Source organism: Agrobacterium sp. P15N1-A, from assembly GCF_044626815.1.
Taxonomy (GTDB): Bacteria; Pseudomonadota; Alphaproteobacteria; order Rhizobiales; family Rhizobiaceae; genus Agrobacterium; species Agrobacterium leguminum.
The window spans coordinates 132861-158935 of record NZ_JBIUPF010000008.1 but is presented as its reverse complement, the minus strand read 5'-3'; the positions used below and the strand labels follow the sequence as shown (position 1 = coordinate 158935).

At 58.0% G+C, this 26075-nt stretch carries 24 protein-coding genes and 2 pseudogenes; 13 read left to right on the top strand and 13 right to left on the bottom strand.

The window, feature by feature from the left end; translation table 11 throughout:
* Positions 1–4 precede the first annotated feature (4 nt).
* Entirely contained in the window at positions 5–1273 is a 1269-nt protein-coding gene (locus tag ACIK7D_RS23675) for an ABC transporter substrate-binding protein (RefSeq protein ID WP_400157566.1), read from the bottom strand.
* Positions 1274–1533: 260 nt separating this feature from the next.
* Here ACIK7D_RS23675 and ACIK7D_RS23670 point away from each other — a divergent pair, with 260 nt between their 5' ends.
* Together ACIK7D_RS23670 and ACIK7D_RS23665 are read left to right on the top strand one after the other, a co-directional pair.
* Positions 1534–2349, top strand: coding sequence for a FadR/GntR family transcriptional regulator (locus ACIK7D_RS23670; RefSeq protein ID WP_400157565.1), 816 nt, complete (start codon positions 1534–1536; stop codon positions 2347–2349).
* 85 nt (positions 2350–2434) lie between these two features.
* Positions 2435–4495, top strand: coding sequence for a glycosyl hydrolase 115 family protein (locus ACIK7D_RS23665; RefSeq protein ID WP_400157564.1), 2061 nt, complete (start codon positions 2435–2437; stop codon positions 4493–4495).
* Between the two features lie 28 nt (positions 4496–4523).
* Here the strand turns inward: ACIK7D_RS23665 and ACIK7D_RS23660 are convergent, their stop codons facing one another.
* Positions 4524–5456 (bottom strand): LysR family transcriptional regulator, encoded by a 933-nt coding sequence (locus tag ACIK7D_RS23660; RefSeq protein WP_400157563.1) that lies wholly within the window; start codon positions 5454–5456, stop codon positions 4524–4526.
* Between the two features lie 187 nt (positions 5457–5643).
* Between ACIK7D_RS23660 and ACIK7D_RS23655 the strand changes: the two genes are divergently transcribed.
* On the top strand, positions 5644–6615 hold the full coding sequence (locus ACIK7D_RS23655) for a hypothetical protein (RefSeq protein WP_400157562.1): 972 nt from the start codon (positions 5644–5646) through the stop codon (positions 6613–6615).
* Between the two features lie 578 nt (positions 6616–7193).
* On the opposite strand, the gene speB is transcribed toward ACIK7D_RS23655, so the two are convergent.
* From speB to ACIK7D_RS23615, 8 genes are all read right to left on the bottom strand, one after another.
* The gene (gene speB, locus ACIK7D_RS23650; RefSeq protein ID WP_400157561.1) at positions 7194–8147 is read right to left on the bottom strand and encodes an agmatinase; all 954 of its coding nucleotides are present in this window, start codon (positions 8145–8147) and stop codon (positions 7194–7196) included.
* A gap of 36 nt (positions 8148–8183) precedes the next feature.
* Positions 8184–8576, bottom strand: coding sequence for a cupin domain-containing protein (locus ACIK7D_RS23645; protein WP_400157560.1), 393 nt, complete (start codon positions 8574–8576; stop codon positions 8184–8186).
* Between the two features lie 148 nt (positions 8577–8724).
* The gene (locus ACIK7D_RS23640) at positions 8725–10158 is read right to left on the bottom strand and encodes an aldehyde dehydrogenase family protein (protein ID WP_400157559.1); all 1434 of its coding nucleotides are present in this window, start codon (positions 10156–10158) and stop codon (positions 8725–8727) included.
* The gene (locus tag ACIK7D_RS23635; RefSeq protein WP_400157558.1) at positions 10115–10909 is read right to left on the bottom strand and encodes an MBL fold metallo-hydrolase; all 795 of its coding nucleotides are present in this window, start codon (positions 10907–10909) and stop codon (positions 10115–10117) included. The genes ACIK7D_RS23640 and ACIK7D_RS23635 overlap by 44 nt, the downstream gene beginning before the upstream one ends.
* A 5-nt stretch (positions 10910–10914) precedes the next feature.
* Positions 10915–12000: an ABC transporter ATP-binding protein gene (locus ACIK7D_RS23630; RefSeq protein ID WP_400157557.1), complete on the bottom strand. Its 1086-nt coding sequence runs from the start codon at positions 11998–12000 to the stop codon at positions 10915–10917.
* Entirely contained in the window at positions 11997–12785 is a 789-nt protein-coding gene (locus ACIK7D_RS23625; RefSeq protein WP_400157556.1) for an ABC transporter permease, read from the bottom strand. The genes ACIK7D_RS23630 and ACIK7D_RS23625 overlap by 4 nt, the downstream gene beginning before the upstream one ends.
* Before the next feature lie 2 nt (positions 12786–12787).
* On the bottom strand, positions 12788–13654 hold the full coding sequence (locus ACIK7D_RS23620; protein ID WP_400157555.1) for an ABC transporter permease: 867 nt from the start codon (positions 13652–13654) through the stop codon (positions 12788–12790).
* A 108-nt stretch (positions 13655–13762) separates the two neighbouring features.
* On the bottom strand, positions 13763–14842 hold the full coding sequence (locus ACIK7D_RS23615; protein WP_400157554.1) for a spermidine/putrescine ABC transporter substrate-binding protein: 1080 nt from the start codon (positions 14840–14842) through the stop codon (positions 13763–13765).
* Positions 14843–14970: 128 nt separating this feature from the next.
* Here ACIK7D_RS23615 and ACIK7D_RS23610 point away from each other — a divergent pair, with 128 nt between their 5' ends.
* From ACIK7D_RS23610 to ACIK7D_RS23580, 7 genes and pseudogenes are all read left to right on the top strand, one after another.
* Positions 14971–15597 carry a TetR/AcrR family transcriptional regulator gene (locus ACIK7D_RS23610; RefSeq protein ID WP_400157553.1) on the top strand — a complete coding sequence of 209 codons (627 nt, stop codon included), beginning with the start codon at positions 14971–14973 and terminating at the stop codon, positions 15595–15597.
* A gap of 7 nt (positions 15598–15604) precedes the next feature.
* The gene (locus ACIK7D_RS23605; protein ID WP_400157552.1) at positions 15605–16009 is read left to right on the top strand and encodes a YybH family protein; all 405 of its coding nucleotides are present in this window, start codon (positions 15605–15607) and stop codon (positions 16007–16009) included.
* Between the two features lie 54 nt (positions 16010–16063).
* Positions 16064–17344 carry a 4-aminobutyrate--2-oxoglutarate transaminase gene (locus ACIK7D_RS23600; RefSeq protein WP_400157551.1) on the top strand — a complete coding sequence of 427 codons (1281 nt, stop codon included), beginning with the start codon at positions 16064–16066 and terminating at the stop codon, positions 17342–17344.
* 5 nt (positions 17345–17349) lie between these two features.
* Positions 17350–18825 (top strand): NAD-dependent succinate-semialdehyde dehydrogenase, encoded by a 1476-nt coding sequence (locus tag ACIK7D_RS23595; RefSeq protein WP_400157697.1) that lies wholly within the window; start codon positions 17350–17352, stop codon positions 18823–18825.
* A gap of 305 nt (positions 18826–19130) precedes the next feature.
* Positions 19131–19499, top strand: coding sequence for a transposase (locus tag ACIK7D_RS23590; RefSeq protein WP_400157550.1), 369 nt, complete (start codon positions 19131–19133; stop codon positions 19497–19499).
* Positions 19463–19885: pseudogene (locus ACIK7D_RS23585) on the top strand (IS5 family transposase); the annotation flags it as partial. The gene ACIK7D_RS23590 and the pseudogene ACIK7D_RS23585, both read left to right, overlap by 37 nt.
* A 17-nt stretch (positions 19886–19902) precedes the next feature.
* Positions 19903–21009, top strand: a pseudogene (locus ACIK7D_RS23580) (IS3 family transposase); the annotation flags it as partial.
* A gap of 89 nt (positions 21010–21098) precedes the next feature.
* On the opposite strand, the gene ACIK7D_RS23575 reads toward ACIK7D_RS23580, so the two are convergent.
* Both ACIK7D_RS23575 and ACIK7D_RS23570 read right to left on the bottom strand, forming a co-directional pair.
* On the bottom strand, positions 21099–22025 hold the full coding sequence (locus tag ACIK7D_RS23575; RefSeq protein ID WP_400157549.1) for an XdhC family protein: 927 nt from the start codon (positions 22023–22025) through the stop codon (positions 21099–21101).
* Between the two features lie 202 nt (positions 22026–22227).
* Positions 22228–23172, bottom strand: a complete 945-nt coding sequence (locus tag ACIK7D_RS23570) for an aldo/keto reductase (protein ID WP_400157548.1) — start codon at positions 23170–23172, stop codon at positions 22228–22230.
* A gap of 134 nt (positions 23173–23306) precedes the next feature.
* Here ACIK7D_RS23570 and ACIK7D_RS23565 point away from each other — a divergent pair, with 134 nt between their 5' ends.
* Positions 23307–24188, top strand: a complete 882-nt coding sequence (locus ACIK7D_RS23565; RefSeq protein WP_400157547.1) for an AraC family transcriptional regulator N-terminal domain-containing protein — start codon at positions 23307–23309, stop codon at positions 24186–24188.
* Between the two features lie 60 nt (positions 24189–24248).
* Here the strand turns inward: ACIK7D_RS23565 and ACIK7D_RS23560 are convergent, their stop codons facing one another.
* Positions 24249–24641 carry a winged helix-turn-helix transcriptional regulator gene (locus tag ACIK7D_RS23560; RefSeq protein WP_400157546.1) on the bottom strand — a complete coding sequence of 131 codons (393 nt, stop codon included), beginning with the start codon at positions 24639–24641 and terminating at the stop codon, positions 24249–24251.
* 92 nt (positions 24642–24733) lie between these two features.
* Here ACIK7D_RS23560 and ACIK7D_RS23555 point away from each other — a divergent pair, with 92 nt between their 5' ends.
* Positions 24734–25351 carry an FMN-dependent NADH-azoreductase gene (locus ACIK7D_RS23555; protein WP_400157545.1) on the top strand — a complete coding sequence of 206 codons (618 nt, stop codon included), beginning with the start codon at positions 24734–24736 and terminating at the stop codon, positions 25349–25351.
* Between the two features lie 22 nt (positions 25352–25373).
* Positions 25374–26018 carry an SDR family oxidoreductase gene (locus ACIK7D_RS23550; RefSeq protein WP_400157544.1) on the top strand — a complete coding sequence of 215 codons (645 nt, stop codon included), beginning with the start codon at positions 25374–25376 and terminating at the stop codon, positions 26016–26018.
* The last annotated feature ends 57 nt before the right edge of the window (positions 26019–26075 follow it).

Here is a 26075-nt window from a genome sequence, read left to right as displayed (position 1 = left end):
CCATTCACTTCCCGGCCTTCATGGCCAGTTCCACATCCTGCTTGATGCGGGCGAGGGCCGTATCCACATCGAGCTCATCGTTAAGCACCTGGCTGACGCGGGTGGTCATGGCGTTCATCATCGCACGCTGGAAGCGCCATCCCTGGAAACGATATGCGGCAGGCGCCATTTTGGAGATCTGAGCCGTAAAGGTCGCGAGCGATGCCTGTGTTCTCTCGGAAGCGCCCTCGTATTTTATTCCTTTCTCAACCAGCGACTTCGCCGTCGGTATCTCCTTGGATGCGACAACGAGAGCCGCAAGGTTCTCCGGCTTCGCAACGTAGCCCAGGAACTTGCCGACGATCTCAGGATGAGCTGACGATTTGAACCCCACAAGCGCGCTGCCGCCCGGCATGGCAGTGCAGGAGGACGGGCCGCAAGGCGTCGGGACCACGCGCCAGTCAAACAACCCCCCGACATCCCGGTCCATCTGACCGATCGTCCAGGATCCCCCGAAATAAAAGACGGTCTTCGCATTTAGGAAATCGGAGAACAGTTCACGATGGGTTGCGCCGCCGACTGCGCCCCAAAGGTCCATCGGCATGGTGCCATCCTTGTGCCACGCGACGAACTGCTCGATTGCCTTTTTCAGACCTTCGTCAACGACCGGATTTCCGTTGTCGTCGACCAGTTGGGCTCCATAGCTGATGGCGAGGCTTGAGAAGCGGTGCCCGGAGCGATCCATTTCCATCGGGAAATCGACGCCGGTCGCCTTGGCGACGTCGCGCGACGCTTTCGCCCAGTCTTCCCAGGTCGCGCCATCCTTCGGCAGCGGTATTCCCGCCTGATCGAAAAGGGTCGCATTGACGTAAGCGCCGTTGACCGTCATCGTCAACGGCACGCCATTGATCGATTTACCCGAAGGATCGGCGCCTCGAAGCCACGCCAGCAGCGAACCATACTCTTTCTCCAAGAGGTTCGCGTCCACATACGGCGCCATATCGAGATAGTAGCGGGCCAGCCCGCCAAGGTCCGTGACGATAGCGGCGTCAGGCCCCTTTCCCGATTCAAGCTGGATCGGCAGGCTCTCGAGGATGGTCTGGTAGTTCACCACCTCCAGCCTCACCGTCGTGCCAGGGTTTTCTTTTTCGAACGCCTTCGCGATCGGCTCCAGCGAGCCGCAGCCCACGGCAATGTTCTGGCAATATACCGAGATTTCTGCGGCGTTTGCTCCCGTCGTGCTCGCGAGCAACGCAAAAACGGCGGCGCTCATTATATTTCTTTTGCTGATCATGTCGGCTCCTCCCACACATCCTGTCTTCGTTTAACATTGCGTTGGTAAGACCAGAATTGTCAAGCTGCACTCGAAAATAATTTCCAACGCCAATAATCTCGGGTTTATCTTGCTTGACAAAATAGAGAACTTGATGTTTGGTCTTACCAAGAACGAAGCGCTAAAATGGCCTTAATTTTCGAAGGCTTTCGGTTGTTGACCGTGCTTTAACCTTCGATCATTTGAAGGACTTTGGACCCTGATGAACAAGAGGAAAGCCGATGACGGCACCCGTCGACAAGAGCTCTCATTTTCAGGGAGAGCAGCGCCTGTACATGATCGTCGCTCGAAAGCTCACCCAGATGATAGCGGATCACCGTTCCGACCCGAATTGGCGAATGCCGACTGAACGGGACTTGGCGGACATGCTTGGCGTTGGCAGGCCAGTCATCCGCGAAGCCGTTATCGCGCTAGAGGTGCGCGGGCTTGTGGAGGTTCGGGGGCGCGCTGGCATCATCATTCTTCCCCAGAACGAACTCCCGGCACCTGCCTTACGTGGTGTGTCCGATGCGGTTGCCGGCATTGGCGAACTTATTGACGCGCGGTTTGCGGTGGAAACAAACGCCACCCTGTTAGCTGCGGAACGGACGAACGCTTATGATCTTGCCATTTTGGATGATTGCCTGACAAAAATGCAGACAGGCTTGGCGGACATTTATGATTTGCAGGACGTCGATCGTCTTTTCCATTTCACGATTGGGCGCATGGCAGGAAACCCCCTGTTGTTGTCTATGATAAGCCAGGTGCGTACTGAGTGGGATAATTCAGCGCTCATCCACGCCATGTGGCGGCGCGTTTCGATCTCCGACTTCCAGTCGATGTGGGTGGGGGATCATCATGCGATCCTGCTTGCCTTGCGCATGCGCCAGCCGACGGCTTCCTATAAGGCTGTCGCCCGGTATTTCCGCAATGTGCGCAATGAATTCGAGGCGGCAGATGATGCCGACAGCCCGGACAATGCCTCGTCCGCTCGAAACGATCATTTCGAACGGCAGCGTTTCGCTGAGGACGCACGGAAATCCGAGAACAACCGGTAACAGACAAATGTCGCATAGCTGAGCGTGATCGGTTCGTCTCGAGCGGGCTTCGCTCAATGTCGTGCGTCAATTTTGGAGCGTTTGAATGACCCTGGGTCACCTTTTTCTCACGGCCGAGACCGTGTTCTCACTTCCGATGCGACAGACAACCCCTGTCAAGAAGGCGCTGAGCGTTTTCGCCAGAGACTTCGCCAAGGTCTTCGGGGTCGAAATACGGACAGGAGACAGCCAAGAAGCAGCGGTGATTATCGATTTCGCCCCCGCGGGCCAAGCACTTCGACCCGAGTCATTCGAGATAACGTTCGAGGAGAGAAGCGGTCGCACGACACTCACCTTGCGTGGCGCAGACGACCTCGGGGTGATTTATGGCCTCTACCATCTCTCCGGGCATATGTTTGGGGTGGATCCATTCTGGTTTTGGGCGGACCGCGAACCGCGGCGTCAGCATGAGATAGTGGTTCCCGCGATCGATTTTGTCTCCCCGCAACCGCGGGTGCGATTCCGAGGTTGGTTTGTCAATGACGAGGTCTGCCTGATCGGATGGACCGATATCTATCCACCTCCAGCGGAGGTATGGGAACCTGTCTTTGAAACGCTGCTGCGGCTGGGCGGGAACCTCGTCATACCGGGCACCGATCTCCCTCGGACCGGTATTCATTGGCAATTGGCTTCGGAAATGGGGTTATACATCACCCACCATCACGCCGAGCCGCTCGGCTCGGAAATGTTCTTCCGCGTGCATCCCAACCTCGACGCAAGTTACGACCGCAATCCGGAGCTCTTCGAAGAGCTGTGGCGTGAAGCGATCCTGCGTCAGAAGAGCGACAACGTGGTCTGGTCACTCGGCTTCCGCGGCCAGGGAGATTGCCCCTTCTGGGAGCAAGACCCCTCCTACGATACCTCAGAGAAACGGGGGGAACTGATCAGCCGGGCGATCCAAAGACAATACGACCTTCTGCATGAACTGGTCGAAAACCCAGCCTGCATCACATACCTCTACGGTGAGATCACCGAGCTTTACAGGGAAGGACATATCCGGTTTCCTCCTAACGTAACCAAAATCTGGTCGGATAATGGCTATGGTCGAATGGTGTCCAGGCGTCAGGGTAACCACAGCCTGCGCGTGCCATCCTTGCCACTTTCTTCAGACGAAGGACCCCATGGCCTCTACTACCATGCGACATTCCACGATCTTCAGGCGTCGAACCACCTAGTCATGCTGCCGGTCGCGACGAACCTTTTGTCAGAGGAGTTGAAAACCGCCTTCGATGCAGGGGCTGACGAAGTGCTGCTCGTCAACTGCGGGAACGTGCGACCGCACATCTACACATTGGATCTGATTGCCAAAATGTGGGGAAGCGAGGACTTTCCTGAGCACGGAGCATTTGATGGTTTCACAAAACGCTATTTCAGCTCATCGCCTGTCGGAGCGGCGGAGTGTCTCCGTCGGCTAATCTCGGACGCTATTCAGTATGGCCCGTATGAAGATGACATGGCAGGTGACGAATTCTATCATCATCCAGCCCGCTCTCTTGTAGGCCATCTCATGCGTGGAGAAACGAATACATGTGCGTCTGATCTGATTTGGGCGACCGGAGAAGTCACCTTCGACAAGCAGGTCCACTGGTTCGCGGACAAGTGCGCTTCGGCATCAAACCGTTTTGCCGATCTCACGGATGCAAGCTCTGTCGTCGCCAATACCATGGATCCCACAGAGGCGGTGTTTTTCCGAGACCTCGTTCATTTCCAGGCGAGACTACATCATTCGGGGGCCAGCGGATTGCTCCTCCTGTGCGACAGTATCGTGGCCTTTCGTGAAAAACGCTATCCTGAGGCTTTTGTGCGCGCCTCTCAGTCGCTGTGGGCCTACCGGGAATCCCTGGAGGCGATGGCGGACGCGGAACATGGAAGATGGAAGAACTTCTTCAGAGCGGATTGGCTGACCAATGTGAAAAGCACCCTCTATTCGCTCGAAGCACTTCGCCGGCACATCAGGATGTTCGGTGACAATCCGGACTATTTCCTGTGGCACAAGGAATATCTGATGCCCGAGAGCGAAAAGAAAATCTATCTCGAAAACACCCACAGGAATCCGCCGTCGGACGACGACCTGGCCAAGCGGCTGCTGGTCCGTTTTGGAATGTAAAAAGAAAATCATCAGGCAATGCGGAGCTCTAGCCGGCGTCGATGTCGAGAATCGGGGCAGCACGGGCCTGAATCAGTGCGATCAGTTCCGAGACACGCTTGTCGATGCGGCGCTCCGGCAAGACGTAAATTCCGACCGGTCGCGACTGTGGTTGCTCGCCAGGAAGCATCGATACCATGCGCAAGCCCTTGGTTGAGAATGTCGGAGCCATCAGATTGGTATGCCGCAGAACGGCATCCGTCGCCGAAACGTACTGTAGACACGCGTCCAGCGAATTGGACGTAAAAGCCCGACCGACATATTCGGGCTGCCGACGTCCGCGGTCACCGTGTTCCGGCTCAAGCAGCAGACGCTGTTGCCGGGCTTCAGGAGGGAACGCAAGCGTGGATGGGTATTTTGAGACCTCTTGTAGCGTGCGCGCAGCTTCCAGCAGCGGATGCGCTTCACGTACGAAAAAGCCGTCGCGGATCATTCCGAGCATCAGAAAATCAGCGCGGACGCCTTGGACTAGATCATCGATCCTGTGGCCGATAAAGAGCGAGATATCCCCAGCAAGCAACTGGTCCATACATCGCAGCGTGTTGCCAAGGGTGACGTTGACCGGAGCGTTCGGGTGTCGCTTCCCGTGTTCCAGAACTATTTCCTTAAGAAACAGCGTCCACCATGAGTAGCCGGAACCGATGCTCAGCCCATCTTCTATTTGCAGCCGTTGGCGCTCAATGGAATCCAGGGCGTTGTCGTAAAGACGGCGCATGATCGAGACATGTTCATAGAGCGTCTCGCCGTACCGGGTGAGCGTAACGCCCCTCGACGAACGCTCAAAAAGCGCGACTCCCAGCGTCTGCTCGAGTTTCTTGAGGTTGAACGTCAGGGTGGGTTGAGTGACCAGAAGCGATGTCGCTGCGCCGCTGATGCTGCCTTCTTCGGCGACCGCCAGAAATTGTACCAATACCTTGTCCATAATCGCCTCACATAGATGGAATCTATAATAGGTACGATATTTCGTATTTCTCCGATGTCAGCGCAAGTGTTATAACCCACTCCGCCGACCGCGAGGGAGCCAAAACCGGGGATCGCGGCAGGCAGCACCAAGTTTTGCCAGTTGTACGACCGCAGCCCTTCAGCCGCGGCGACGGGAGGGTTTTGCCATGGCCGCACCACGGCTTCGCGTTCTGGAGATTGGTTTTGGAATCCGACCTGCGGACTGCACCGGTGACGAGGTGTTCGCATTTGTAAACATCGAGGTTTCGGGCGGCCGCATCGCAACGGGGCGAGCGGCCGATGTTATCGAAGTTGGGCGATCGCCTGAAGCGACGCAACACATGTTTTTACGCTGTCTCCAGGATCTCGCGGCGAAGTATGCGTGTTTCAAGTCATGGGGAACGGCCTATGAGCATCATGTGCGGGCGAAGTGCACTGATAGGCCGACGCGGATCCATTTTCGTGCATGCGATCTGATCGACCGAGCCGTTCTGGACGCCGTACTATTAGCATGCAATGCAAGCTTCCTTGCCGGAATGAGGGCAAACATCGCTGCCATCCCTCTGTCATCTGATTCCGGGGTAGAAGGAGATTCTTCACGAGGGCCATCAGAGCTTCGCGACACCGGCAGCTTGATCGCCCTTCACAAGAGGTTGTTTTTATCACCAATTCCTAGCCGAAATCTCCCTAAAAATGCCGACATCGCACAACTGCAACCGGTAGCAGCGGCGTTTCACTCAGAAAACGCATCGATGCAACCTCTAAGAGGCCCCGCAATTTGCGAGCAGGGGCCGCGAACAAAGGGTAAGGAAATACCCTCAGTAAACGAATCGAGATCATTTCTTTACGAAATGTTTTGTAAGCCCTCGCGGACGATGACACAAATCAATGACCATATCGCTCACACCAGAGAATGCGCGCGACCGAGCATCGACGCTCTTCACGTCAGGCAAACACTAGCTCAACTTTTTTTGGAGCGAGAACATAGGGCGCGTCCGTCCCGTGCTGATATGGATTTGCGACGACAACGTGGGTGGCGCATCACGGACACAGATGCCGGAATGTTTCCGGCCTATCTTTTGGTTCCCGGATTCGCATCTGACGGGGCATCATTTCCGGAGGGGTTAACGTGGCTGTGAAATGTTCGGGCATTAATGCTTAGCTCGAGAGGTCGACATTCGCCAGTATACCAGCAGCTTTTATTGACATATTTATCGAAGCGTACCCGTTATTATTCCATCATATGACGTCCTGTGAAATTGACTGTTTGCGAAGATCGAGAAAAGCATGCCCGGCTGGGGACGCTATCTGGAATAAGCCGTTTGGGATTATCCCGCCACCTCATCGGCCTTTAAGCTAGTTGACGTTACTGCCATGTGCACCTACCGCGTAGACAGAAGAGAAAGGGGCCTACGCCTGAAGCAAGGAAGGCAGGGTGACGATGAAACCGCTTGCCTGCTATCGCCCCGTGTGCTTGGACGCTAGAGACACAGTCAGCACTGAAATGCCGTCATTGTCTGCGAGCGGATAGAGTTCGACGAACTCGAAGCATGCGATCCGTGCCCTTTTACTTGGGGACAAATCCGACTAATCGCCGACTTGTAGATGGGAGACCCCCGGTGTATTGGCTGCTACACCGGGCGTGATGCTGGGACCGTGTGATTGATGAGGTCGCGTTCCCGACCAACCGACTGGTGCTGAACGCCGGCGTCGAAACCTAACGTCTTTCGACCCCCGGAAGAACGCAAAGCATTTCAAACAAGAGGTTTGCTGCCGTTATTGCTGTGTTGCCAGAGGGGTCATAGGGTGGAGAAACCTCAACAAGATCGCAACCAATGAGATTAAGGCCCCAGCAGCCGCGGATGATTTCCAACGCCTGGATCGTATCAAGTCCGGCGATCTCCGGCGTGCCGGTGCCGGGGGCGATCGACGGGTCGAGGCTGTCGATATCGAAGGAAAGGTAGACCGGTTGATCGCCCATCTGCGCGCGGACTTCTTCCATCAACGGTGTCAACGATTTGTGCCAGCACTCTTCCACCTGTACGACGCGGAAACCTTGTTCGCGCGGCCAGTCAAAATCGTCGGCGGCGTAGCCAGTTCCCCGCACGCCGATCTGGACGCAACGTTTCGTGTCCAGGACGCCGGCTTCGACAGCCCGGCGAAAGGGCGTGCCGTGGGCGATGGGTTCGCCGAACATATGTTCATTGATGTCCGCATGAGCATCGACGTGTATGAGGCCGACAGGGCCGTATTTTTCGGCCATGGCGCGCAGGATCGGGTAACTTAGCGTGTGGTCGCCGCCGAGTGTCAGCGGCTTGCAACCGTTCTTGATGATCTCGCGATAGGAGTCGGTGATGATGTCAACGCATTTCGGCAGGTTGAACGTGTCGATGGCTACGTCACCTATGTCAGCCACCTGCAGGCTATCGAAGGGCGCCGCGCGGGTCGCCATGTTGTAGGGGCGGATCATGCACGATTCCGCGCGAATCTGCCGTGGTCCGAAACGCGTGCCTGGTCGGTTCGATGTGCCAATGTCCATGGGGATGCCGACGAAGCAGACATCGAGACCCTCCGTCGTCGGCTGCGCGGGCAAGCGCATCATGGTGGCGGGTCCGCCGAAACGCGGCATATCGTTGCCGCCAAGAGGTTGATTGAAACCGGAAGAGCTCATTTTGATCACTTTTCTACAGATTGAAGGCCGCGACTATCACTGAATTGCGATGAAGAACTTGGTCGACTTTTCGAGTGTCAGCCATTCGCCTGACCAATCCTTCGGAACGACAAAACCTTCGCCCGCTCCAAATTCAACAACTGCTCCAACTCTGTCCCTTAAGCCCACCTTCCCGGTTAAAATTGAGCAAACCTCGGTATAGGGCCATTGTTCGAACGAAATGCTGCCGACCTCTCCCTCCCAATAACCGACGATGACGTTAGCGCTGGGAATTTCCAGGCACCGGTATTCGGCCTCGCTCCAACCCGCCGAAGCAGTTGTATAGTCACTTAATGGCGGGACGAACCTACTTGCGTCATCCGGGCCGATTCTTTTGATAGCTGAAATGCCGGTTGTCGTGCTTACCTTCGCCTCAGCGTGATTGCTCATTTTCCACCTCGTAAAGTGTGTTTGTTGCCTAGTATTCGGTGTCTCAGAAGATCCTCTTGCTGTTTTTTCGCAAGGCGGACCTCGTTTCTGCAGCGTCTTGGAGTTTTCACCTGCGCGGGAAAAACCCAAAGCCGATCCGTTTGTCGCGCTACGCCGCATCTGGACGATGAATCGTCTTCACCTCCAGGAAATCCTCGAGGCCGAAGATGCCACCCTCGCGGCCGTTGCCGGACTGCTTGTAACCGCCGAAAGGGCTGCCGTAGCGGTGAGGTCCGCCGTTGATGTGCACCATGCCGGCGCGAAGGCGTGCAGCGACCCGCTCCGCCCGCTCCGGATTGCCGGTTTGGACATAGGCGGCAAGGCCATAGGGCGTATCGTTTGCAATAGCGATCGCTTCCTTTTCCGTGTCGAATGGGATGATCACAAGCACTGGTCCGAACACCTCCTCGCGGGCGATGTGCATAGAGTTGTCGACGTCAGCGAAGATGGTCGGTTTGACGAAATAGCCCGTTTCGAACCCTTGGGGCTTGCCGGGGCCGCCAATAAGAAGCCGCGCTCCTTCCGCCACACCCGCCTCGATCAGCGCCTGTACCCGGCTGAACTGAATATGTGAGACAAGGGGTCCGATATGAGCACCCTGCTCTTCCGGATTGCCGACCGCGGCTTGCTTACCGACGCGCTCCGCGATTTCCAGCACCTTGTCATAAACGGAGCGCTCCACGAGCATTCGGGTTGGCGCATCGCAAGACTGGCCAGAATTGTTGAAGCACTCCGATATCGAGCCGGACACGCGGTCATCGAGATCTGCGTCGGCGAAGACGATGGTTGGTGACTTGCCGCCAAGTTCGAGCGTCACACGCTTGACCGTGTCGGCCGCATCCTTGCTGACGGCGATGCCGGCGCGGGTGGAGCCGGTGAAAGACATCATGTCGACGTCCTTGTGTTTCGAAAGAGCGGCACCGGCGTTCTGGCCATCGCCGTTGACCAGATTGAACGTGCCGGCGGGGAAGCCGGCCTCATGCACCATTTCCGCATAGAGTAGCGCGTTGAGCGGCGTGAATTCCGACGGTTTCAGAACACAGGTCGAGCCCGTCGCCAGCGCCGGGACGACCTTCAGCGCGATCTGGTTAATCGGCCAGTTCCAGGGCGTGATCAGGCCGCAGACACCGATCGGTTCGCGCAGTAGCACGTCGCCGTTCGGCAGGACTTCGCGCAGATGCGCGCGCTTCAGGGCATCGATGAACCCCTGGAGATGGCCGATGCCGACATCGGCTTGCTGCTCGGTGCTCATGGTGATCGGCGCGCCGAGCTCCATCGTGATCGTCCGAGCCATTTCATCATAACGGCGCTTGTAGATGGTGAGCAGCTTTTCAAGCAGCGCCAGCCGTTCTTCGACGCTGGTGCGGCTATAGCTCGCAAACGCCTTCCTGGCGGCGGCGACGGCGCGGTCGATATCGGCGGCCGTTCCCATGGAAATCACCGCGATCGGCTTTTCCGTCGCCGGGTTGAGGACTTCGAGATCGTTGGGCTTCAGCGGATCAACCCACTGGCCGTCGATGTAGAATTTGCGTTTGTCGAGCATGCGTCTTTTCCTTCCCGTCAATCGTCTTCTGTTTCTCGATGAGCCAATCGGTGATCAATTGGCGGTAGCGTTCGCCGCTGAAGCTTGGAAAATGGCCGCCATGCACGATGCGGGCGGGAATTTTCAAAAGGCGCTCCATCGAAGCAAGATAGTCGTCGGCGTTCGAATGATAGGTATCCTCGATCAGCGGACCATCGTAGAGGATGTCGCCGGAAAACAGGATTCCCGTCGCTTTTTCGTAGAGCGCGATGCCGCCAGGAGAATGGCCGGGCGTGTGGACGACTTCGAAAACGCGATCGCCGAGATCGATCACATCGCCGTCTTCGATGATGCGCGTCGCGGGCGCCTTTTTGACCGCGTAGCATGTCGAGCAATAGGGTTCGGGCGGCAGCGCATCGAAGATGCCGTCGGTGACATAGGGATCGGCCAGCGTGTTTTGCCGCGTCGGATCGGCGAGCAGGTCGGCCTCGGCCGAATGCACGGCGCGGCATTCGAATTCATGATGGCAGCCGATATGGTCGAAGTGGGTGTGGCTTGCGACCGCGATCAGGCCGCGCTCCGTCACAAGCGGCACCCATTGCCGGAGCGATACGACGCCCATGCCGCTGTCCACCAGCATGTCGTGGTCGCGCCCGCGGATGTGCCAGATGTTACAGCGGTAGAACTCCTGGATATAAGGCTCGCAGATCGCCGTCACGCCTTCATCGAGGCGGCGAACGCTGTACCAATCCTGCGGGCGGATGCGCTGCATGGACCTTACACTCCCGTTCCGTCCTCAAGCGCGACGATGCTGTCCGCCTTCAGTCGAAGGTCAAGCTCGGCGCCGACTTCAGGATTGTCCGTCTGGGGAAGATGCGCAGTCAGCACCGTATCACCCGCCGCGACATGGCAGCGGTGATGCGTGCCGAAGAAGGCGCTGCCGTTAATGCGCCCGCGACCGAGCGACACCGTCGGCGCATCCGCATGCGCGCTGCGGAAATGCTCCGGACGAATGCAGAGCGTGACGTCTTTCCCGGCCAAGGGCAGGCCGGAGACGAAGGCGGAGGCGGGAAGGGTGACGCGGCCGAGCGCGGTTTCCACCTGCGCCTCATTGCCAGACATGCCGCGCATCTTGGCCGGCAGGAAATTGACCTCGCCCATGAAGCCGGCGGAAAACAGCGAGCGCGGGCGCATATAGATCGATGCCGGCGTGCCGACATCCTCGATACGCCCCTTGTTCATCACGACGATGCGGTCGGCAATCGCCATCGCTTCCTCCTGATCGTGCGTGACATGCACGAAGGTCGTGCCGACACGCTTCTGGATTGCCTTCAATTCGTCCTGCATCTGCCGCCGCAGCTTGAGGTCCAGCGCGCCGAGCGGTTCGTCGAGCAAAAGCACATGCGGATCGACGGCCAGCGCCCGGGCGAGCGCCACGCGCTGCCGCTGGCCGCCGGACAGCTCGTGCGGCTTCTTGGCCGACGATGCCTCGAGGCCGACGAGGTCAAGATAGGAGAAGGCCTTCTCGAAACGCGCGGCCTTGCCCATGCCGCGCATCCTGAGGCCGAAGCCGACATTATCGCGCAGGCACATATGCGGGAACAGGGCATAATCCTGAAACATCGTCGTCGTCGGGCGTTTGGCCGGCGAGATATGCGTCATGTCGCGGCCACCGATCGAAATCGTTCCCGCGCTCGGTTCGATGAAGCCGCCAAGGATGGAGAGCAACGTGGTCTTGCCGCAGCCCGAGGGACCGAGCAGCACGATGAACTCGCCGGCGGCGATATCGAGCGACACGTTGTCCAGCGCCCGGAACGTGCCGAAGACCTTGCTGGCGCTGTGGATGGAAACGTCGGCGGTCATGAGGCTTTCCCAGTTTTGCGGAAGACGATGAGTTCCATGACGACGAGGAGCGCGATGGAGATGATGAAGACGACGCTGCCGATGGCGTTGGTCTTGGGATTGAGCCCGGAGCGCAGCATGCTCCAGATCTCGACGGGCAGCGTCACGTCGAAACGCGACAGCAGGAAGGCGACGATGAACTCGTCCCAGCTGAAGGTGACGGAGAGAAAGAAGGCGGCGAGGATCGACGGCAGCAGCATGGGCGCGGTAACGAGCAGCATGACCTGCCAGTCCTTCGCGCCAAGATCGCGCGCCGCCCGCTCGATATTCACCTGATGCCCGCCCATGGAGGCATAGATGATGGCAAAGCAAAGCGGCAGGTTGATCACCACATGGCCGATGCCGACTGTGAGGAGTGACAGCCTCATGCCGGTAACATTGAGCATGGAGAGCAGGCCGAGCCCGATGATCAGCGTGCTCACCGTCATGGGCGCGACGATGAGGCCGCGCAGGAAGCCGGAGGCCGGCAGCGTGTAGCGCGCGAAGGCATAGGCCGCGAGGAAGCCGAGCAGGCAGGCGACCGCCGAGGAGATCGACGCGACGACGAGCGAATTGCCGAGCGCGGCCATCAGCTTGCCGTCGGCAAGGATCGCCTCGTACCAGCGCAAGGTCAGGCCGTTCAGCGGCGGCACCGGCAGCGTGCCGTCCTGAAAGGAAAACAGCACCAGCACGACGACAGGCAGGAAGATGAAGAGATAGACGAGGCCGGCGTAAAGCACTGCAAGCGCGGTGGAAAGGTGGCGCATGGTCAGGTCCTTTCCATCTTGAGCCAGCGCGCGCAGACGACATAGGCGAACGTGACGATGACCATCAGCACCAGGGAAAGGGCCGCTGCCATCGGGAAATCCGCGCGCCTGCCGAGCTGCAGCATGATGACCTGCGGCAACACGAGTTCGTTGTTGCCGCCAAGGATCTGAGGCGTGATGTAATCGCCGATGCACAGCACGAAGGTGAGAAACGCCCCGACCATGATGCCGGGCAGCGTCAACGGCAGCACGACGGACCAGAAGATCTGAAAGGCGTTCGCTCCCAGGTCGGCTGCGGCGCGCCGGTAGTTCGGCGACAGCTGGATGAGATTGGCGTAGATCGTCAGCGTCAGTAGCATGACGAAGAAATGCACGAAGCCGATCACCGTACCGGTTCGGTTGGCCGAGAGCTCCAGCGGTTCGGCGATCACGCCAAGCCACAGCAATGCCTGGTTGACGACACCGCCCTTGGACAGCACGAGCAGCCAGGAATAGGAGCGCACCACATAGGAGGTCCAGAAGGGCAGGAGCGCCATGATGAGGGCAAAACGCTGCCATTTCTTCGGCACGCGTTCGGCGATGATCCAGGCGAGCGGATAGGCGAGCAGGATGGAGATGATCGTCACGGTCGCTGTGATCTCCAGCGAGACGACGAGACCCTTGAAGAAATACGCCTTATCGAAGAAGGCGACGTAATTGTCGAGCGTCCAGGTCGCGACGATTTCGCGCCCCTGCCGCGTCCAGAAGCTGATCGCCGCCATATAGGCGAACGGCACGAGGAAGAAGAATCCCGTCCAGAGCAGCGCGGGCAGGGCAAAGGCCCAGGCCTTGCGGCGCTCCGCACGTTCGAAGACATTCGGCATCGGCATGACACTCCTCTTGCGCTGCAGCCTGTCGGCGTGGGTCGCATGGCAGCCTTTGAGACGGGAAATGACCGGCATACCTCCCGGCGCAGCGGGAGATATGCCGTAAAACGCTTACTTCTGAAGCGTTTCCGTCCAGATGTCCTGCATCGCCGCATCCATGCCGGCATCCACGACGGGGTAGAGCTGCGAGTTTTTAAGGTATTCGGGTTGCTGGTCCCAGCGCAGCGCGGTCTTTTGCTGGTCGGTCAGATGCCCGCCCGCCTTGGCGTTGGCCGGCATCGCCCAATAGCAAGAGGAGGTCGCAAGCCGTGCCTGTCCCTCGGGGCTGACGATGTACTGCACAAATTTCAGCGCGAGATCCTGCTTTTTCGAGTCCTTGAAGACGCCGATCGACTGCGCCCAGCGCAGCGCGCCCTGCTTCGGGATCGTCCAGTCGAAGTTCGGGTTTTCGGTGGACAGTTTGGCTGTCGTGAACTCGCCGCCGCCCACCAGTATATCCACCTCGCCGGTGGCAAGAGCGGTCTGTGCGGCAACGATATCACTGACCTGATTTGCCACCTTCTTCATTTCGAAGAGCTTCTCTTTGATCTCGGGAAGGTCGTCCTTCGTCAGATCGGCTGTCTTCTTTCCGAGGGCCACACCGGTCAATCCAACCAATGGAAGATAGTAGTCATAGAGTGCAATGCGGCCCTTGTATTTATCCGACCACATCACCGACAGATCGTCCATATCGGATGGGTCGACCTTCGATTTGTTGAATGCGATCGTATTGTAACCGAACTTTTCAGCGATGGCATAAATCTTCCCATCCCTGGTGGTCGTCTCGGGCATGCGCAATTCCGGGAAGATATCGTTCAGGGGCAGCTTGTCGGCCGGCATTTCGCCGAGAATGTCCATGTCGATGGCGCGCGGCACGTCGACGGCGTCGATGACCAGCACATCCCAGTCGCCAGGGCGAGACTGCTCGATGATCGATATCGCCGCGCCGGTTCCGGCATATTCCTTCAAGTTCACCTTGACGTTATTGGCTTTTTCGAACGGCTCGACGAGCGCCGGATCGGTATGGTCGCACCACACGAGCGCGTTCAGCTCATCCTGTGCGCTTGCGGCGGCGGGCGTCAGGGCAAGAGCGGCGGCGGTCGCAAGCAGCATGCGGCGGGCAGGCCCGCCAGAAACGGTTTTCTTCATCATCTTTCCCTCCGGCTTGAAGGCACGTGGCCTCGGTAATGGCGCTCGTTCCGGCACCTTGAGAAAAAAGATTGAATGAATTCATTTTTTAAGTCAATATCAATTTTGAGGCAATTACAACGGAGACTCTGATGGCTGGATTGCGGGCGAAACAGAAGGCGGACAAGATTCGCCGCATCCTCGAAGCCGCGACGACGCTGTTCCGTGAGCAGGGCTATGACAGCGCCCGTATCGAGGATATCGCCGAGATGGCGGAGGTCTCCGTCGGTACGCTCTACAACTACTACCAGAACAAGGGCGATATTCTCGTCGCCACCGTCGCGATGGAAGTGACGGAAGTGCTGGAAGCAGGCTTGCGTATCATCGCCAACCCTCCGCTCAACGTCTCCGAGGCGCTGCGCGCGCTGATCCAGCAATATTACGACCACTCGCTATTCTATCTTTCCAAGGAGATGTGGCGCACAGCGATGGCCATCTCCATTCAACAGCCGGAAACGCCGCTTTCCCGGCGCTATACCGAACTCGACGGCCAGCTCTGCGCGCAGGTCGTTCAGCTCGTCCAGACGCTGCAAGCGCGCGGCATAGTGCTTGCCGGCATCGACGCACAGGCGATGGGCGAAGTGTTCTTCAACAATCTCAACACGATGTTCACGGAGTTCTGCCGTGTGGACACGATGTCGCTCGAGGATCTGAAGAGCCGCGTCAACGCACAGCACGAACCGATCGCCGCACTCATCAGCACCATCAAGATTGTCTGAGATATCCATGACCGAACAGGAAACCGCTGTCCTCGCCGCCGCCGATGCGCTGGTCGGCGCCTTCTCCCGGCATGACCGCGATGCCTATTTCGATGCCTTTGCGCCGGAAGCGACGTTCCTCTTCTACAATCTCGACCGCCGGCTGAACGACCGCGCAGCCTACGAGGCGGAATGGGCGCTCTGGGAAGAGCGCGACGGCTTTCGCGTGCTCGCCTGCCGGTCGACGGATCGCCGGGTCCAGTTTGCCGGCAATGTCGCGATCTTCACGCATGCCGTCGAGACGGATCTTACCATTGGCGGCGAGACGATGACGAACAGCGAGCGTGAAACCATCGTCTTCTTACGTAATGCAGCCGGTTGCTGGCTGGCGATCCATGAACATCTTTCAGCAATCCCTCCTGACCTCCCCTGAAAGAGCAGGTCGGTTGGGACAAGATCTCCACACATCACTGAGAAGGACAGTTCCATGTTGAACGCAGAAATTTCCTCACGCAGATCAGATGCGATTTCGCGCGGAGTCGGTGTCACGACGCAAATTTACGCCGACAGAGCCGAAAATGCGGAAATATGGGATGTCGAGGGACGACGTTACATCGACTTCGCCGCAGGCATTGCCGTGGTTAATACAGGCCATCGCCATCCCAAGGTCATCGCTGCCGTCAAGGACCAGATTGATCATTTCACCCATACCTGCCATCAGGTCGTTCCCTACGAGAATTATGTCCGCCTCGCCGAGCGGCTTAACAATGCCGTGCCGGGGGATTTCAAGAAGAAGACGATCTTTGTAACGACCGGTGCCGAAGCGGTTGAGAATGCCGTGAAGATCGCCCGAGCTGCAACCAATCGCTCCGCGATCATCGCCTTTACCGGCGCTTTCCACGGCCGCACCTTCATGGGCATGACGTTGACTGGCAAAGTTATGCCCTACAAGGCCGGCTTCGGTGCGATGATGCCGGATGTGTTCCACGTTCCGTTCCCGGTCGAGCTGCATGGCACAACGATCGAAGATTCGCTTTCGATCCTCGATAAACTTTTCAAGGCCGATGTCGATCCGAACCGTGTTGCGGCCTTCATCATCGAACCCGTACAAGGCGAGGGCGGTTTTTACGAGGTGCCGACGGCCTTTATGGTCAAACTGCGCGAGCTTGCCGACAGGCACGGCATCCTGCTGATCGCTGACGAAGTGCAGACTGGCTTTGCTCGTACTGGCAAGCTCTTCGCTATGGAACACTATGGCGTGAACGTCGATATTACCACCATGGCCAAGGGCCTCGGCGGCGGCTTCCCGATTGCCGCAGTCACCGGTCGTGCCGAGGTGATGGATGCACCGGGACCGGGTGGCCTCGGTGGAACCTATGGCGGTAACCCGATCGGTATTGCCGCCGGCAATGCCGTCCTCGACGTTATCGAAGAGGAAGATTTGAACGAGCGCGCCGTCCTGCTCGGCAATCGCCTTAAGCAGCGGCTGCAGTCGCTGATCGACGCCGTGCCGCAGATCGCTGATATCCGCGGCCCCGGCTTCATGAATGCGGTGGAATTCAACATTCCCGGCAGCAAGAACCCGAATGCTGATTTCACCAACAAAGTGCGGGCCAAGGCGCTCGAAAAGGGCCTTATCCTGCTCACCTGTGGCGTGTATGGCAATGTCATCCGCTTCCTAGCCCCGATCACCATTCAGGACGATGTTTTTGCCGAGGCACTCGACATCCTCGAAGATTCGCTGCGCGAATGCGCAAAAGAGGCTTGAGAACCATGATTTCGGACGCGCTTATCTCCAAGCTCAAGGATCCTTCACTCGTTACCGACAAGGCGCTGATCGCCGGGGAATGGGTCGCCGGGAGCGATTCCGGCAAGACCTTCGATGTCACCAATCCGTCAACCGGCGAGGTCATCGCGACGCTGCCGGACATGAACCGTGCGGAAACCGCGCGGGCCATCGACGCCGCCTACAAGGCACAGAACGCCTGGGCCAAGAAGACCGGCAAGGAGCGCGCAGCCGTGCTGCGCAAGCTCTACGATCTGATGGTCACAAATGCCGACGATCTTGCGGTTATTCTGACCATGGAAATGGGCAAGCCTCTGGCGGAAGCCAAGGGCGAAATCCTCTATGGCGCCTCTTATGTCGAATGGTTCGGCGAAGAGGCAAAACGCGTCTATGGCGACACCATTCCGGGCCATCAGCCGGACAAGCGCATCATCGTGATCAAGCAGCCGGTGGGCGTGGTCGCGGCGATCACGCCGTGGAACTTCCCGACCGCGATGTTGGCCCGCAAGTTCGCGCCGGCGGTAGCCGCAGGCTGCGCCATGATCTCGAAGCCTGCGGCCGAAACGCCTTTGTCGGCGCTGTCGCTGGCACTGTTGGCCGAGCAAGCTGGCCTGCCGGCAGGCGTCTTCAACGTCGTCACGTCCAAGGACTCGCCGTCGATCGGCAAGGAATTCACGGAAAACGAAAAGGTCCGCAAGCTGACCTTCACCGGCTCCACCGGCGTCGGCAAAATCTTGATGCGTCAAGGCGCCGAGCAGATCATGAAGCTCGGCCTCGAACTCGGAGGCAATGCGCCCTTCATTGTCTTCGACGATGCCGATCTCGATGCGGCCGTCGAGGGCGCGATGGTGTCGAAATATCGCAACAATGGGCAGACCTGCGTCTGCGCCAACCGCCTCTATGTCCAGTCCGGCGTCTATGACGCCTTTGCCAAAAAACTCGCCGCCAAGGTCGGCGCGATGAAGGTGGGCGACGGCTTCGAAGCCGGCGTGAACGCTGGCCCGCTGATCACCGAAAAGGCGGTTGAAAAGGTCGAGGAACACGTTGCCGACGCACTCGAAAAGGGTGCCAAAGTGGCCGTCGGCGGCAAACCTCACGAAAAGGGTGGCCTGTTCTTCCAGCCCACGATCCTCACCGGCGTCACCACCAACATGAAGGTGGCGCGCGAGGAAACTTTTGGTCCGGTGGCGCCGCTGTTTAAGTTCGAGACCGAGGAAGACGTTATCGAAATGGCCAACAACACCGAGTTCGGCCTAGCCTCATACTTCTACTCCAAGGATATTTCGAAGATCTTCCGTGTGGCAGAAGCGCTGGAATACGGCATGGTCGGCATCAATACCGGTCTGATCTCCACCGAAGTGGCACCTTTCGGCGGGATCAAACAATCGGGCCAAGGGCGCGAAGGCTCGAAATACGGCATCGAGGACTATATCGAGATCAAATATCTCTGCTTGAGCGTTTGATCGGCGATGCGGTTGTTGTGCGTATCACGGAGGTGATAGCTGGCGGCAAACTCCTCGGGAAGTGGTCACTGTCTTGCGAATGCGGAGGGGAGGAAGGCGAAAGCCAGAGCCTCCCACATATCTGCGAGGCTTAAACTGTTGGCCTGTTTAGTGCCGGTTGGCGCATCCAGATTGTCTGGCGCGTGTGGAAAGCGGAGAATCCAGCACTGTTGAACTTCGGGTAGCTTTGCCCGTGCTTTGACCTAGGCTCAGGACCTATTAATTTGCATTGATATGTGATTCACGGTTTCCGGAAGGAGACCGTGATGAGTGATTTGTTTTTGCTGAGCGAGCGTCAGATGGTTCGTATTGCACCACATTTTCCGCTGGCACATGGTGTTCCCCGCGTTGATGATCGCCGTGTCGTCAGCGGGATTGTCTACGTTATCAAGCATGGCTTGCAGTGGAAAGACGCGCCAAAGGACTATGGCCCGCACAAGACGCTCTATAACCGTTTCATCCGCTGGAGCCGCCTTGGCGTGTTCGACCGCATCTTCTCGGCGCTGGCCGGTGAAGGGCCTGGGCCCGAGCGCATCATGATCGACGCCACGCACCTGAAGGCGCACCGTACGGCGGCAAGTCTGCTCAAAAAGGGGACGTTCCCCGTCGTATCGGGCGAACAAAAGGCGGGCTGAATTCCAAACTGCACACTGTCTGTGATGATGAGGGACGCCCGATCATCATGCTCCTGAGCGAAGGCCAGATGAGCGACCACAAGGGCGCTCGCCTTGTTCTGGATGCCCTGCCGCCGGCCAGAACACTGATTGGAGACCGGGGCTATGACAGCAAGGCGTTCCGGGAAGCCTTGCTGGCAAAGGGCATCGAGCCCTGCATCCCTTCGAGCCGAAGCAGGAAAGTTCCATATCCATATGACAAGGCGCTCTACAAGAAGCGCCACAAGGTCGAGAACCTCTTCGCCAAACTCAAGGACTGGCGGCGCATCGCAACCCGTTACGACCGATGCGCGCATACCTTCTTCTCAAGCATATGCATAGCAGCAGCCGTAATCTTCTGGCTTTGATTTAACGAGTCCTGAGCCTAGGTGTATGCCGGCCGACGTTGTACGCTTGGAGGAATGAGTTACTCGGTCAAGAGGCTGCCTCATCCATGAAACGCCGCAACACTTCTGCGCCAGCGTCGGAGCGCGAAGAACTCGAGCGACAGCTTGAAGCCCTCCAGCGCGATGTCCGACAATTGCAGCTTGAACATGATCTGCTGAAGAAGGCCAATGAATTGCTAAAAAAAGGCCTGGGCGTCGATCTGCAACTCCTGAGTAATCGGGAAAAGACACAGCTGATTGACGCCCTCAAAGATACCTATCGATTGCCAGAACTGCTTTTGCAGGTGGGGATTGCGCGGAGCTCGTACTTCTACCACCGCACCCGAGTGAATCTGGAAGACAAGTATGTCGCCATCCGCCGCAGCCTGACGGAAATCTTCGAAAGCAACCATCGCTGCTACGGCTACCGCAGACTGCAGGCGTCACTGGCCAGGCAGAGCGTAACAATCTCGGAAAAGGTTGTGCAGCGATTGATGAAGCAGGAGAGTTTGGTGGTCGCCAGACCGCGACGGCGTTTTGGCTCGTATATGGGAGAAATCAGTCCTGCGCCGGAGAACCTGATCAACCGGGACTTCAGAGCGAAAACACCGAACGAGAAATGGCTCACAGACATCACCGAATTCCAAATTCCAGCTGGAAAGGTGTACCTGTCGCCCATCATAGATTGCTTCGATGGCATGGTGATCAGTTGGTCAATTGGAACGCAACCGGATGCGGGGCTGGTCAACACGATGCTGGACGCCGTCATCGAGACCGTTACCGACGGCGAAGGCAGGACGATCGTCCACTCTGATCGTGGAGCGCATTATCGCTGGCCGGGCTGGCTCACGCGGATTAGCGATGCGAAGCTATTACGTTCGATGTCTCGCAAGGGCTGTTCACAGGATAACGCCGCGTGCGAAGGCTTCTTCGGTCGGTTGAAAACGGAACTGTTTTATCCTGGCGACTGGAGAACCATCACGATCGAGCAGTTTGTCCGCGAGGTTGATGCCTACATCCGATGGTACAATGAAAAGCGCATCAAATTATCATTGGGATCACTCAGTCCCATCGAGTATCGCAGAAGTCTTGGCCTTAGCGTCTAAATCAGTCCAAGTTTTTATCCGCATCCCCTATCACGCCACGCCGGGTCAGTTCTCAGTGGCAATCAACATCGGGAACGACAATATGCCGTCTACGTATAGGCAACAAGTCGTGCAGCAGCGACGTCTGCAAGAACGGAAATCGCAAGAGAATTCGAGTCCCGAGTTGGTCCAAACATTCCGATAGGCGCCCTGACTCGATCAATCGCTTCTTGCGGCATACCATTTTTCCTTAAACGTTCCATGCGAGACGTGTGGGTTCGCGTGCTCCCAAGGGCACCGATATAGAACGCTTCCGACTGCAGAGCTGGCTCAAGAAGAGGCGCCTCAGAATCCAGGTCATGATGAAGGAGAACAACTGCTGAGAAGGCGTCGATCAAGCCCAAAGTCGCATTGCGAGCACCGGAATGCGTGAAGGCGATCAGTTCAAAGCCGGAGCTCTTGGCCAGCGCCGAAACAGCTCTAACTTCTGCCGGGTGGCCTGATACGATCAAGCGTGTGCGAGGGCGGTATGGGGTAATGAACTTGCTGCCGGACCAGAGACCTCGTTTTGGCACTTTGTCCGAGAAAGAAAGCGTCTGGTCGGCTAGAGAATATTCAAGCGCTGCGAAGCGTCGCATCTCAAGTTCCCGGATTACCCGTTCTAGGCCGAGCACATTCCGCAGAAGGTGAATAGTTACCGTAATGCCGCCCCCGCAGGGGAGAACTATATCAAAAAAAGGGGATCCTTCTCCCAACCTCAGACACCGATCGCGACCTGTCGACATTGCAAGTAGTGCCTCGGCGGCGACCGCAGCTTCGACACATCCTCCAGAAACATAACCGCAAAACCGACCATCAGCGGCAATAGCCATTTGACTTCCTATGGCTCGCGCAGCACCCCCCCTTATGTCGGTGAGCGTCGCCAAAGCGGCTCCCTGTGGCGCTGCCTTCACGGCAAAGCGGAGGACGTCCAGAGGATCGTCAGTCAAATCTGCGCGAACAGGTGCTGGGATTACCGAATGCACAATCTTGGCCAAATCATATCTCCGAGAAAGTTGCTGCCTTTCGCACTTCAACGATTTGCGACATCAAGGCGTGCCCGGTACCGAGGCGGGATTCTTCGACCTCAGCGACATAGTGTATCAACCGCCTTTGATACCAAGAAAAACCGACGAGGTCGCGACAAAATCCTCCCGGTCGATGGGGCGAGATCGCCCACCCACAACGACGAGCTCAATCCTATTCGCCCCAGAGGAGGCCACCTATACCCCCATTAGGGGCGATTTCATCGATACGCTTGAGGTCCGCGTCAGACAGCACAAGTTCAGCAGCCGAAATGTTCTCCGCCACACGTCTCGGGTTGCGAGAACCTGGGATCGGGACGATGTAGTCCTTCCGCGCCAGAAGCCAAGCTAACGAAAGCTGAGAGAGGCTGACACCCTTCTCGACGGCGAGTGAACCAAGTTCCTTTGCGATCTCCACGTTCTTCTCGAAATTCCCCGACGCCCACCAACCGAGATTCTGCCGGAAATCGTCGGCGGCATAGTGATCGCGCGATGTGACCTGGCCGGTCAGGAAGCCACGCGCCAGCGGTGAGTAGGCAACCAGCCCGATACCCAGCTCTTCGAGGACCGGAAACAGCGGCTCCACATCCCTGGCGAAGATGGAATACTGATATTGCTGCACAGAAATCGGAGCGACGGCGCTGGCGCGGCGGATGGTTTCTTCGTCCGAGTTGGACAGGCCGAGATATTTCACCTTGCCCGCCTGGACAAGCTCCTGCATCACGCCCACGACATCTTCGATCGGGACATTGGGGTCGGGAATGTGCTGGTAGAGCAGATCGATAGTCTCGACGTTCAGATTCTTGAGACTGGAGTCTACAACTTGGCGGATGGTCCCCGGCCGGGAGTCGGGGGCATAGCTCTCCGTCAGGCCGAACTTCGTTGCGACCGTCACCTGGTCGCGGATTGGCCGCAGGGCAATACCGAGCAGCTTTTCGCCTTCACCCCAGCCATACATGCGGGCGGTGTCGAAGTGGGTGACGCCGAGTTCATGGGCGCGGCGGATCGCCGTGATCGATTCCTGATCATCGCTGGGGCCGTAGCCGATGGCGGTGCCCATGGCACCGTAACCAATAGCGCCAACAGTGAGGCCGTGCCGGCCAAGCTTGCGTTGCTGCATCTAAACGTCCTTTCGTGTGCGATGTCACCAATGTGGCTCTCACGCGTTGACTAGGCGATGCTCGATTCTGCCGATTGATTGCCTGATCCTGCCGATCACTTGACGTTTCCGGGTGATCGCTATCAGATGATATCATGACCGATCTTTCTCAACTCAAAGCCATCGTCTTGCGCCATGCCGGCAAGCCGCAACTGAAACTGCCGCGCGTTAGCGTCAGCACCTTCGACCGCCCCTCGGAACCCGGCTGGTTGGTTTATGACCCGGTTGTCTGCTTTGTGCTGCAAGGGTCCAAGCAGGTTTTCATCGGCAATCAAATGCTGGAATACGGCGCCGGCCATTGCATGGTGGTGGCAGCCGAACTCGCTGCCATGGGACAGATCAGCGAGGCTTCACCCGAGCAGCCCTATGTTGCTCTCAATCTATACATCGATCTGGAAGTGATCTCGGCGCTCCTCTTGGAGATGGGTGGCATGCCCGAACCGGCGATGGATAAGGGGTTTGGATTCAGCCCTGCGGGGCCGGCATTAACCGAAGCTTGGCGGCGCTTTGCGGAACTTCTGGACCGTCCCAGCGAAATCCCGATCATGGCGCGTCACAGGGAGCACGAACTCATGTTCCGCCTCCTCATGGGACCGCAGGGGGCACTGCTCCGGCAGATCGCTGGTACCGGCAGCCGCCTGTCCCATATCCGGCGGGCGATGGCATGGATTCGCGAGCACTACACAGAGCATTTGAGCATCGAGGTCATGGCGACGGTAGCGGGCATGAGCGTGTCGGTGTTCCATCGCCGTTTCAAGGCGATTACAGGACTAAGCCCGCTGCAATACCAGAAGCAAATCCGCCTGCATGACGCGCGCCGACGCCTCATTGCGGAGCACTCGGAAGCAGCGACCGTGGCCTACGCGGTCGGCTACGAGAGCGTCTCGCAGTTCAGCCGCGAGTATAAGCGGCTCTTCGGCGCACCACCCCGGCAGGACGCCGGAAAACTGCAGAACATCGTTGATCCCGGACCATAGGTCTTCCTACAGCACTTGCGTGAACCGGCCCGTGCGGGAAGGCGGACGAGTGCTGTCGAGCTACTTGCGCTGTTGTCTTGCCTCTTCCTTGTGCATTGCGCGATGGGCTTCAATCTCGCCCAGATGATCAAGCACCCACGTCGCGAGTTGCATGATCGGTTCGGCAAGAGAAATGCCCAGATCGGTCAGGCTATACTCGACTTGAGGCGGTACGGTCGGATGGACCTTACGCGTCACCATCCCGTCCGCTTCCAGAGCCTTGAGCGTGCGGGTGAGCATTTGCTGAGAAATCCCGCCTATCAGCCGTTTCAACTCGTTGAAGCGCCGAGGCTGCTCGGCGAGCATCGTGATCGCTAGAATGGTCCACTTATCGCCCACGCGACCGAGGATCGCGTTGACCTTTCGACAATCGGGGTTTGTGCCGGGCTGATCTGGTGTGGCAGGCATATGCATGTGACTAGGCCTCGAAAATATGCGTTCTTGCGGCATGGTTGGTCAATATACCATATCTGGTCAGTAGAACATACTGCTCACAGGAGTACACCATGACCAACATCCTCCTCGTCACTTCCAGCCCACGCGGACCTCAGAGCCATTCCACCCGATTTGCTCGCGACATCGCTGATAGCCTTAGCGCACGTTCTGGTGGCGCAATTGTCGAACGTGATCTCGGGGCGACATCGCTGCCGCATATCACGGCAGCCTATATCGATGGTCGCATTGCGCCGCCTGAGACACGCACCCCCGAACAGACCGAAGCCGTCGATCTCGCCCAGAGCCTCGTCGATGAGGTTCAGGCCGCCGATGTGATCGTCATTGGTTCGGGCATGATCAACTTCGGCCCGCCCACGCAACTCAAGGCCTGGTTCGACCACATCACCTGGCCGGGCGTCACCTTCCGCTACGGCGCAACTGGTCCGATGGGATTGCTGCCGAACAAGAAGGTCTATCTCGTGACGGCAACTGGCGGCGTCTTTTCGGAAGGCAGTTATGCCCCCTTTGATTTCCAGACGACCTACCTCACACACCTTCTCGGGTTCATCGGACTGAGGGATATCGAAGTGATCCGGGTGGAAGGAACGCTCGTAAGCCCGGACGCAGCCAGGGCCGCCATTGCCTCCACTGAGGCACAGATCCGGGCTGCGCTGGAACGCGCTGCCTGATGGGCTTGCGGAGGGCTATAAGATGAAGATTGCACTTTTCGGGGCCACTGGCCCCACCGGAAAATACATCATCGAGGAAGGGCTCAGGCGGGGGTATGCGCTCTCCGCCTATACCCGCGATGCCACCAAGCTGGCGGAATATGCCGGTAGGATCGAAATCGTCACCGGCGATCTCAAGGATCGAGACGCGATCCGCAGAAACATCGCCGGCTCCGATGCGGTGATCAGCGCCCTTGGCCCGAACGGCGCCAAGACGCAAGAGACGCTACCGATCATGAATGGCCTTCGCAACGCGATTTCGGCCATGGACGAACTGGGTGTCCGGCGGCTTGTTCAGGTCTCGACCGCAAGCCACCGCGATCCGCAGGACTGCTTCGATCTGAAGGCGAAAGCCATGGTGATGCTGATCAAGCTTATCGCCCGGAGTGCCTATGACGACATCAAGGCAACCGGGCAACTGATTTCAGGCTCAGGCCTCGACTGGACCCTGGTGCGGCTTCCCTTCCTCAAGGAGGGCCCAGCCAATGGCGGACCGGCGGTCGGTTTCTACGGAAAGGCGAAGCTCGGCATGAAACTGTCCAGAGGCAATCTGGCGAAGTTTCTGTTCGGTCAGGTCTCGAGCCGAGAGTTTGTATGGGCCGCTCCCGGCATTGCTGACCATTCGTAAACCGAAGTGGAAGCTGCTTGTGTAAGGCAGCGTGCATGGACCTTAATAATCATCTCG

What these genes read in the sequence shown, in the direction of transcription:
- ACIK7D_RS23675 (WP_400157566.1), bottom strand. Translation starts at nt 1,273, where the DNA reads ATGATCAGCAAAAGAAATATAATGAGCGCCGCCGTTTTTGCGTTGCTC.
- ACIK7D_RS23670 (WP_400157565.1), top strand. Translation starts at nt 1,534, where the DNA reads ATGACGGCACCCGTCGACAAGAGCTCTCATTTTCAGGGAGAGCAGCGC.
- ACIK7D_RS23665 (WP_400157564.1), top strand. Translation starts at nt 2,435, where the DNA reads ATGACCCTGGGTCACCTTTTTCTCACGGCCGAGACCGTGTTCTCACTT.
- ACIK7D_RS23660 (WP_400157563.1), bottom strand. Translation starts at nt 5,456, where the DNA reads ATGGACAAGGTATTGGTACAATTTCTGGCGGTCGCCGAAGAAGGCAGC.
- ACIK7D_RS23655 (WP_400157562.1), top strand. Translation starts at nt 5,644, where the DNA reads ATGGCCGCACCACGGCTTCGCGTTCTGGAGATTGGTTTTGGAATCCGA.
- speB (WP_400157561.1), bottom strand. Translation starts at nt 8,147, where the DNA reads ATGAGCTCTTCCGGTTTCAATCAACCTCTTGGCGGCAACGATATGCCG.
- ACIK7D_RS23645 (WP_400157560.1), bottom strand. Translation starts at nt 8,576, where the DNA reads ATGAGCAATCACGCTGAGGCGAAGGTAAGCACGACAACCGGCATTTCA.
- ACIK7D_RS23640 (WP_400157559.1), bottom strand. Translation starts at nt 10,158, where the DNA reads ATGCTCGACAAACGCAAATTCTACATCGACGGCCAGTGGGTTGATCCG.
- ACIK7D_RS23635 (WP_400157558.1), bottom strand. Translation starts at nt 10,909, where the DNA reads ATGCAGCGCATCCGCCCGCAGGATTGGTACAGCGTTCGCCGCCTCGAT.
- ACIK7D_RS23630 (WP_400157557.1), bottom strand. Translation starts at nt 12,000, where the DNA reads ATGACCGCCGACGTTTCCATCCACAGCGCCAGCAAGGTCTTCGGCACG.
- ACIK7D_RS23625 (WP_400157556.1), bottom strand. Translation starts at nt 12,785, where the DNA reads ATGCGCCACCTTTCCACCGCGCTTGCAGTGCTTTACGCCGGCCTCGTC.
- ACIK7D_RS23620 (WP_400157555.1), bottom strand. Translation starts at nt 13,654, where the DNA reads ATGCCGATGCCGAATGTCTTCGAACGTGCGGAGCGCCGCAAGGCCTGG.
- ACIK7D_RS23615 (WP_400157554.1), bottom strand. Translation starts at nt 14,842, where the DNA reads ATGATGAAGAAAACCGTTTCTGGCGGGCCTGCCCGCCGCATGCTGCTT.
- ACIK7D_RS23610 (WP_400157553.1), top strand. Translation starts at nt 14,971, where the DNA reads ATGGCTGGATTGCGGGCGAAACAGAAGGCGGACAAGATTCGCCGCATC.
- ACIK7D_RS23605 (WP_400157552.1), top strand. Translation starts at nt 15,605, where the DNA reads ATGACCGAACAGGAAACCGCTGTCCTCGCCGCCGCCGATGCGCTGGTC.
- ACIK7D_RS23600 (WP_400157551.1), top strand. Translation starts at nt 16,064, where the DNA reads ATGTTGAACGCAGAAATTTCCTCACGCAGATCAGATGCGATTTCGCGC.
- ACIK7D_RS23595 (WP_400157697.1), top strand. Translation starts at nt 17,350, where the DNA reads ATGATTTCGGACGCGCTTATCTCCAAGCTCAAGGATCCTTCACTCGTT.
- ACIK7D_RS23590 (WP_400157550.1), top strand. Translation starts at nt 19,131, where the DNA reads ATGAGTGATTTGTTTTTGCTGAGCGAGCGTCAGATGGTTCGTATTGCA.
- ACIK7D_RS23570 (WP_400157548.1), bottom strand. Translation starts at nt 23,172, where the DNA reads ATGCAGCAACGCAAGCTTGGCCGGCACGGCCTCACTGTTGGCGCTATT.
- ACIK7D_RS23565 (WP_400157547.1), top strand. Translation starts at nt 23,307, where the DNA reads ATGACCGATCTTTCTCAACTCAAAGCCATCGTCTTGCGCCATGCCGGC.
- ACIK7D_RS23560 (WP_400157546.1), bottom strand. Translation starts at nt 24,641, where the DNA reads ATGCATATGCCTGCCACACCAGATCAGCCCGGCACAAACCCCGATTGT.
- ACIK7D_RS23555 (WP_400157545.1), top strand. Translation starts at nt 24,734, where the DNA reads ATGACCAACATCCTCCTCGTCACTTCCAGCCCACGCGGACCTCAGAGC.
- ACIK7D_RS23550 (WP_400157544.1), top strand. Translation starts at nt 25,374, where the DNA reads ATGAAGATTGCACTTTTCGGGGCCACTGGCCCCACCGGAAAATACATC.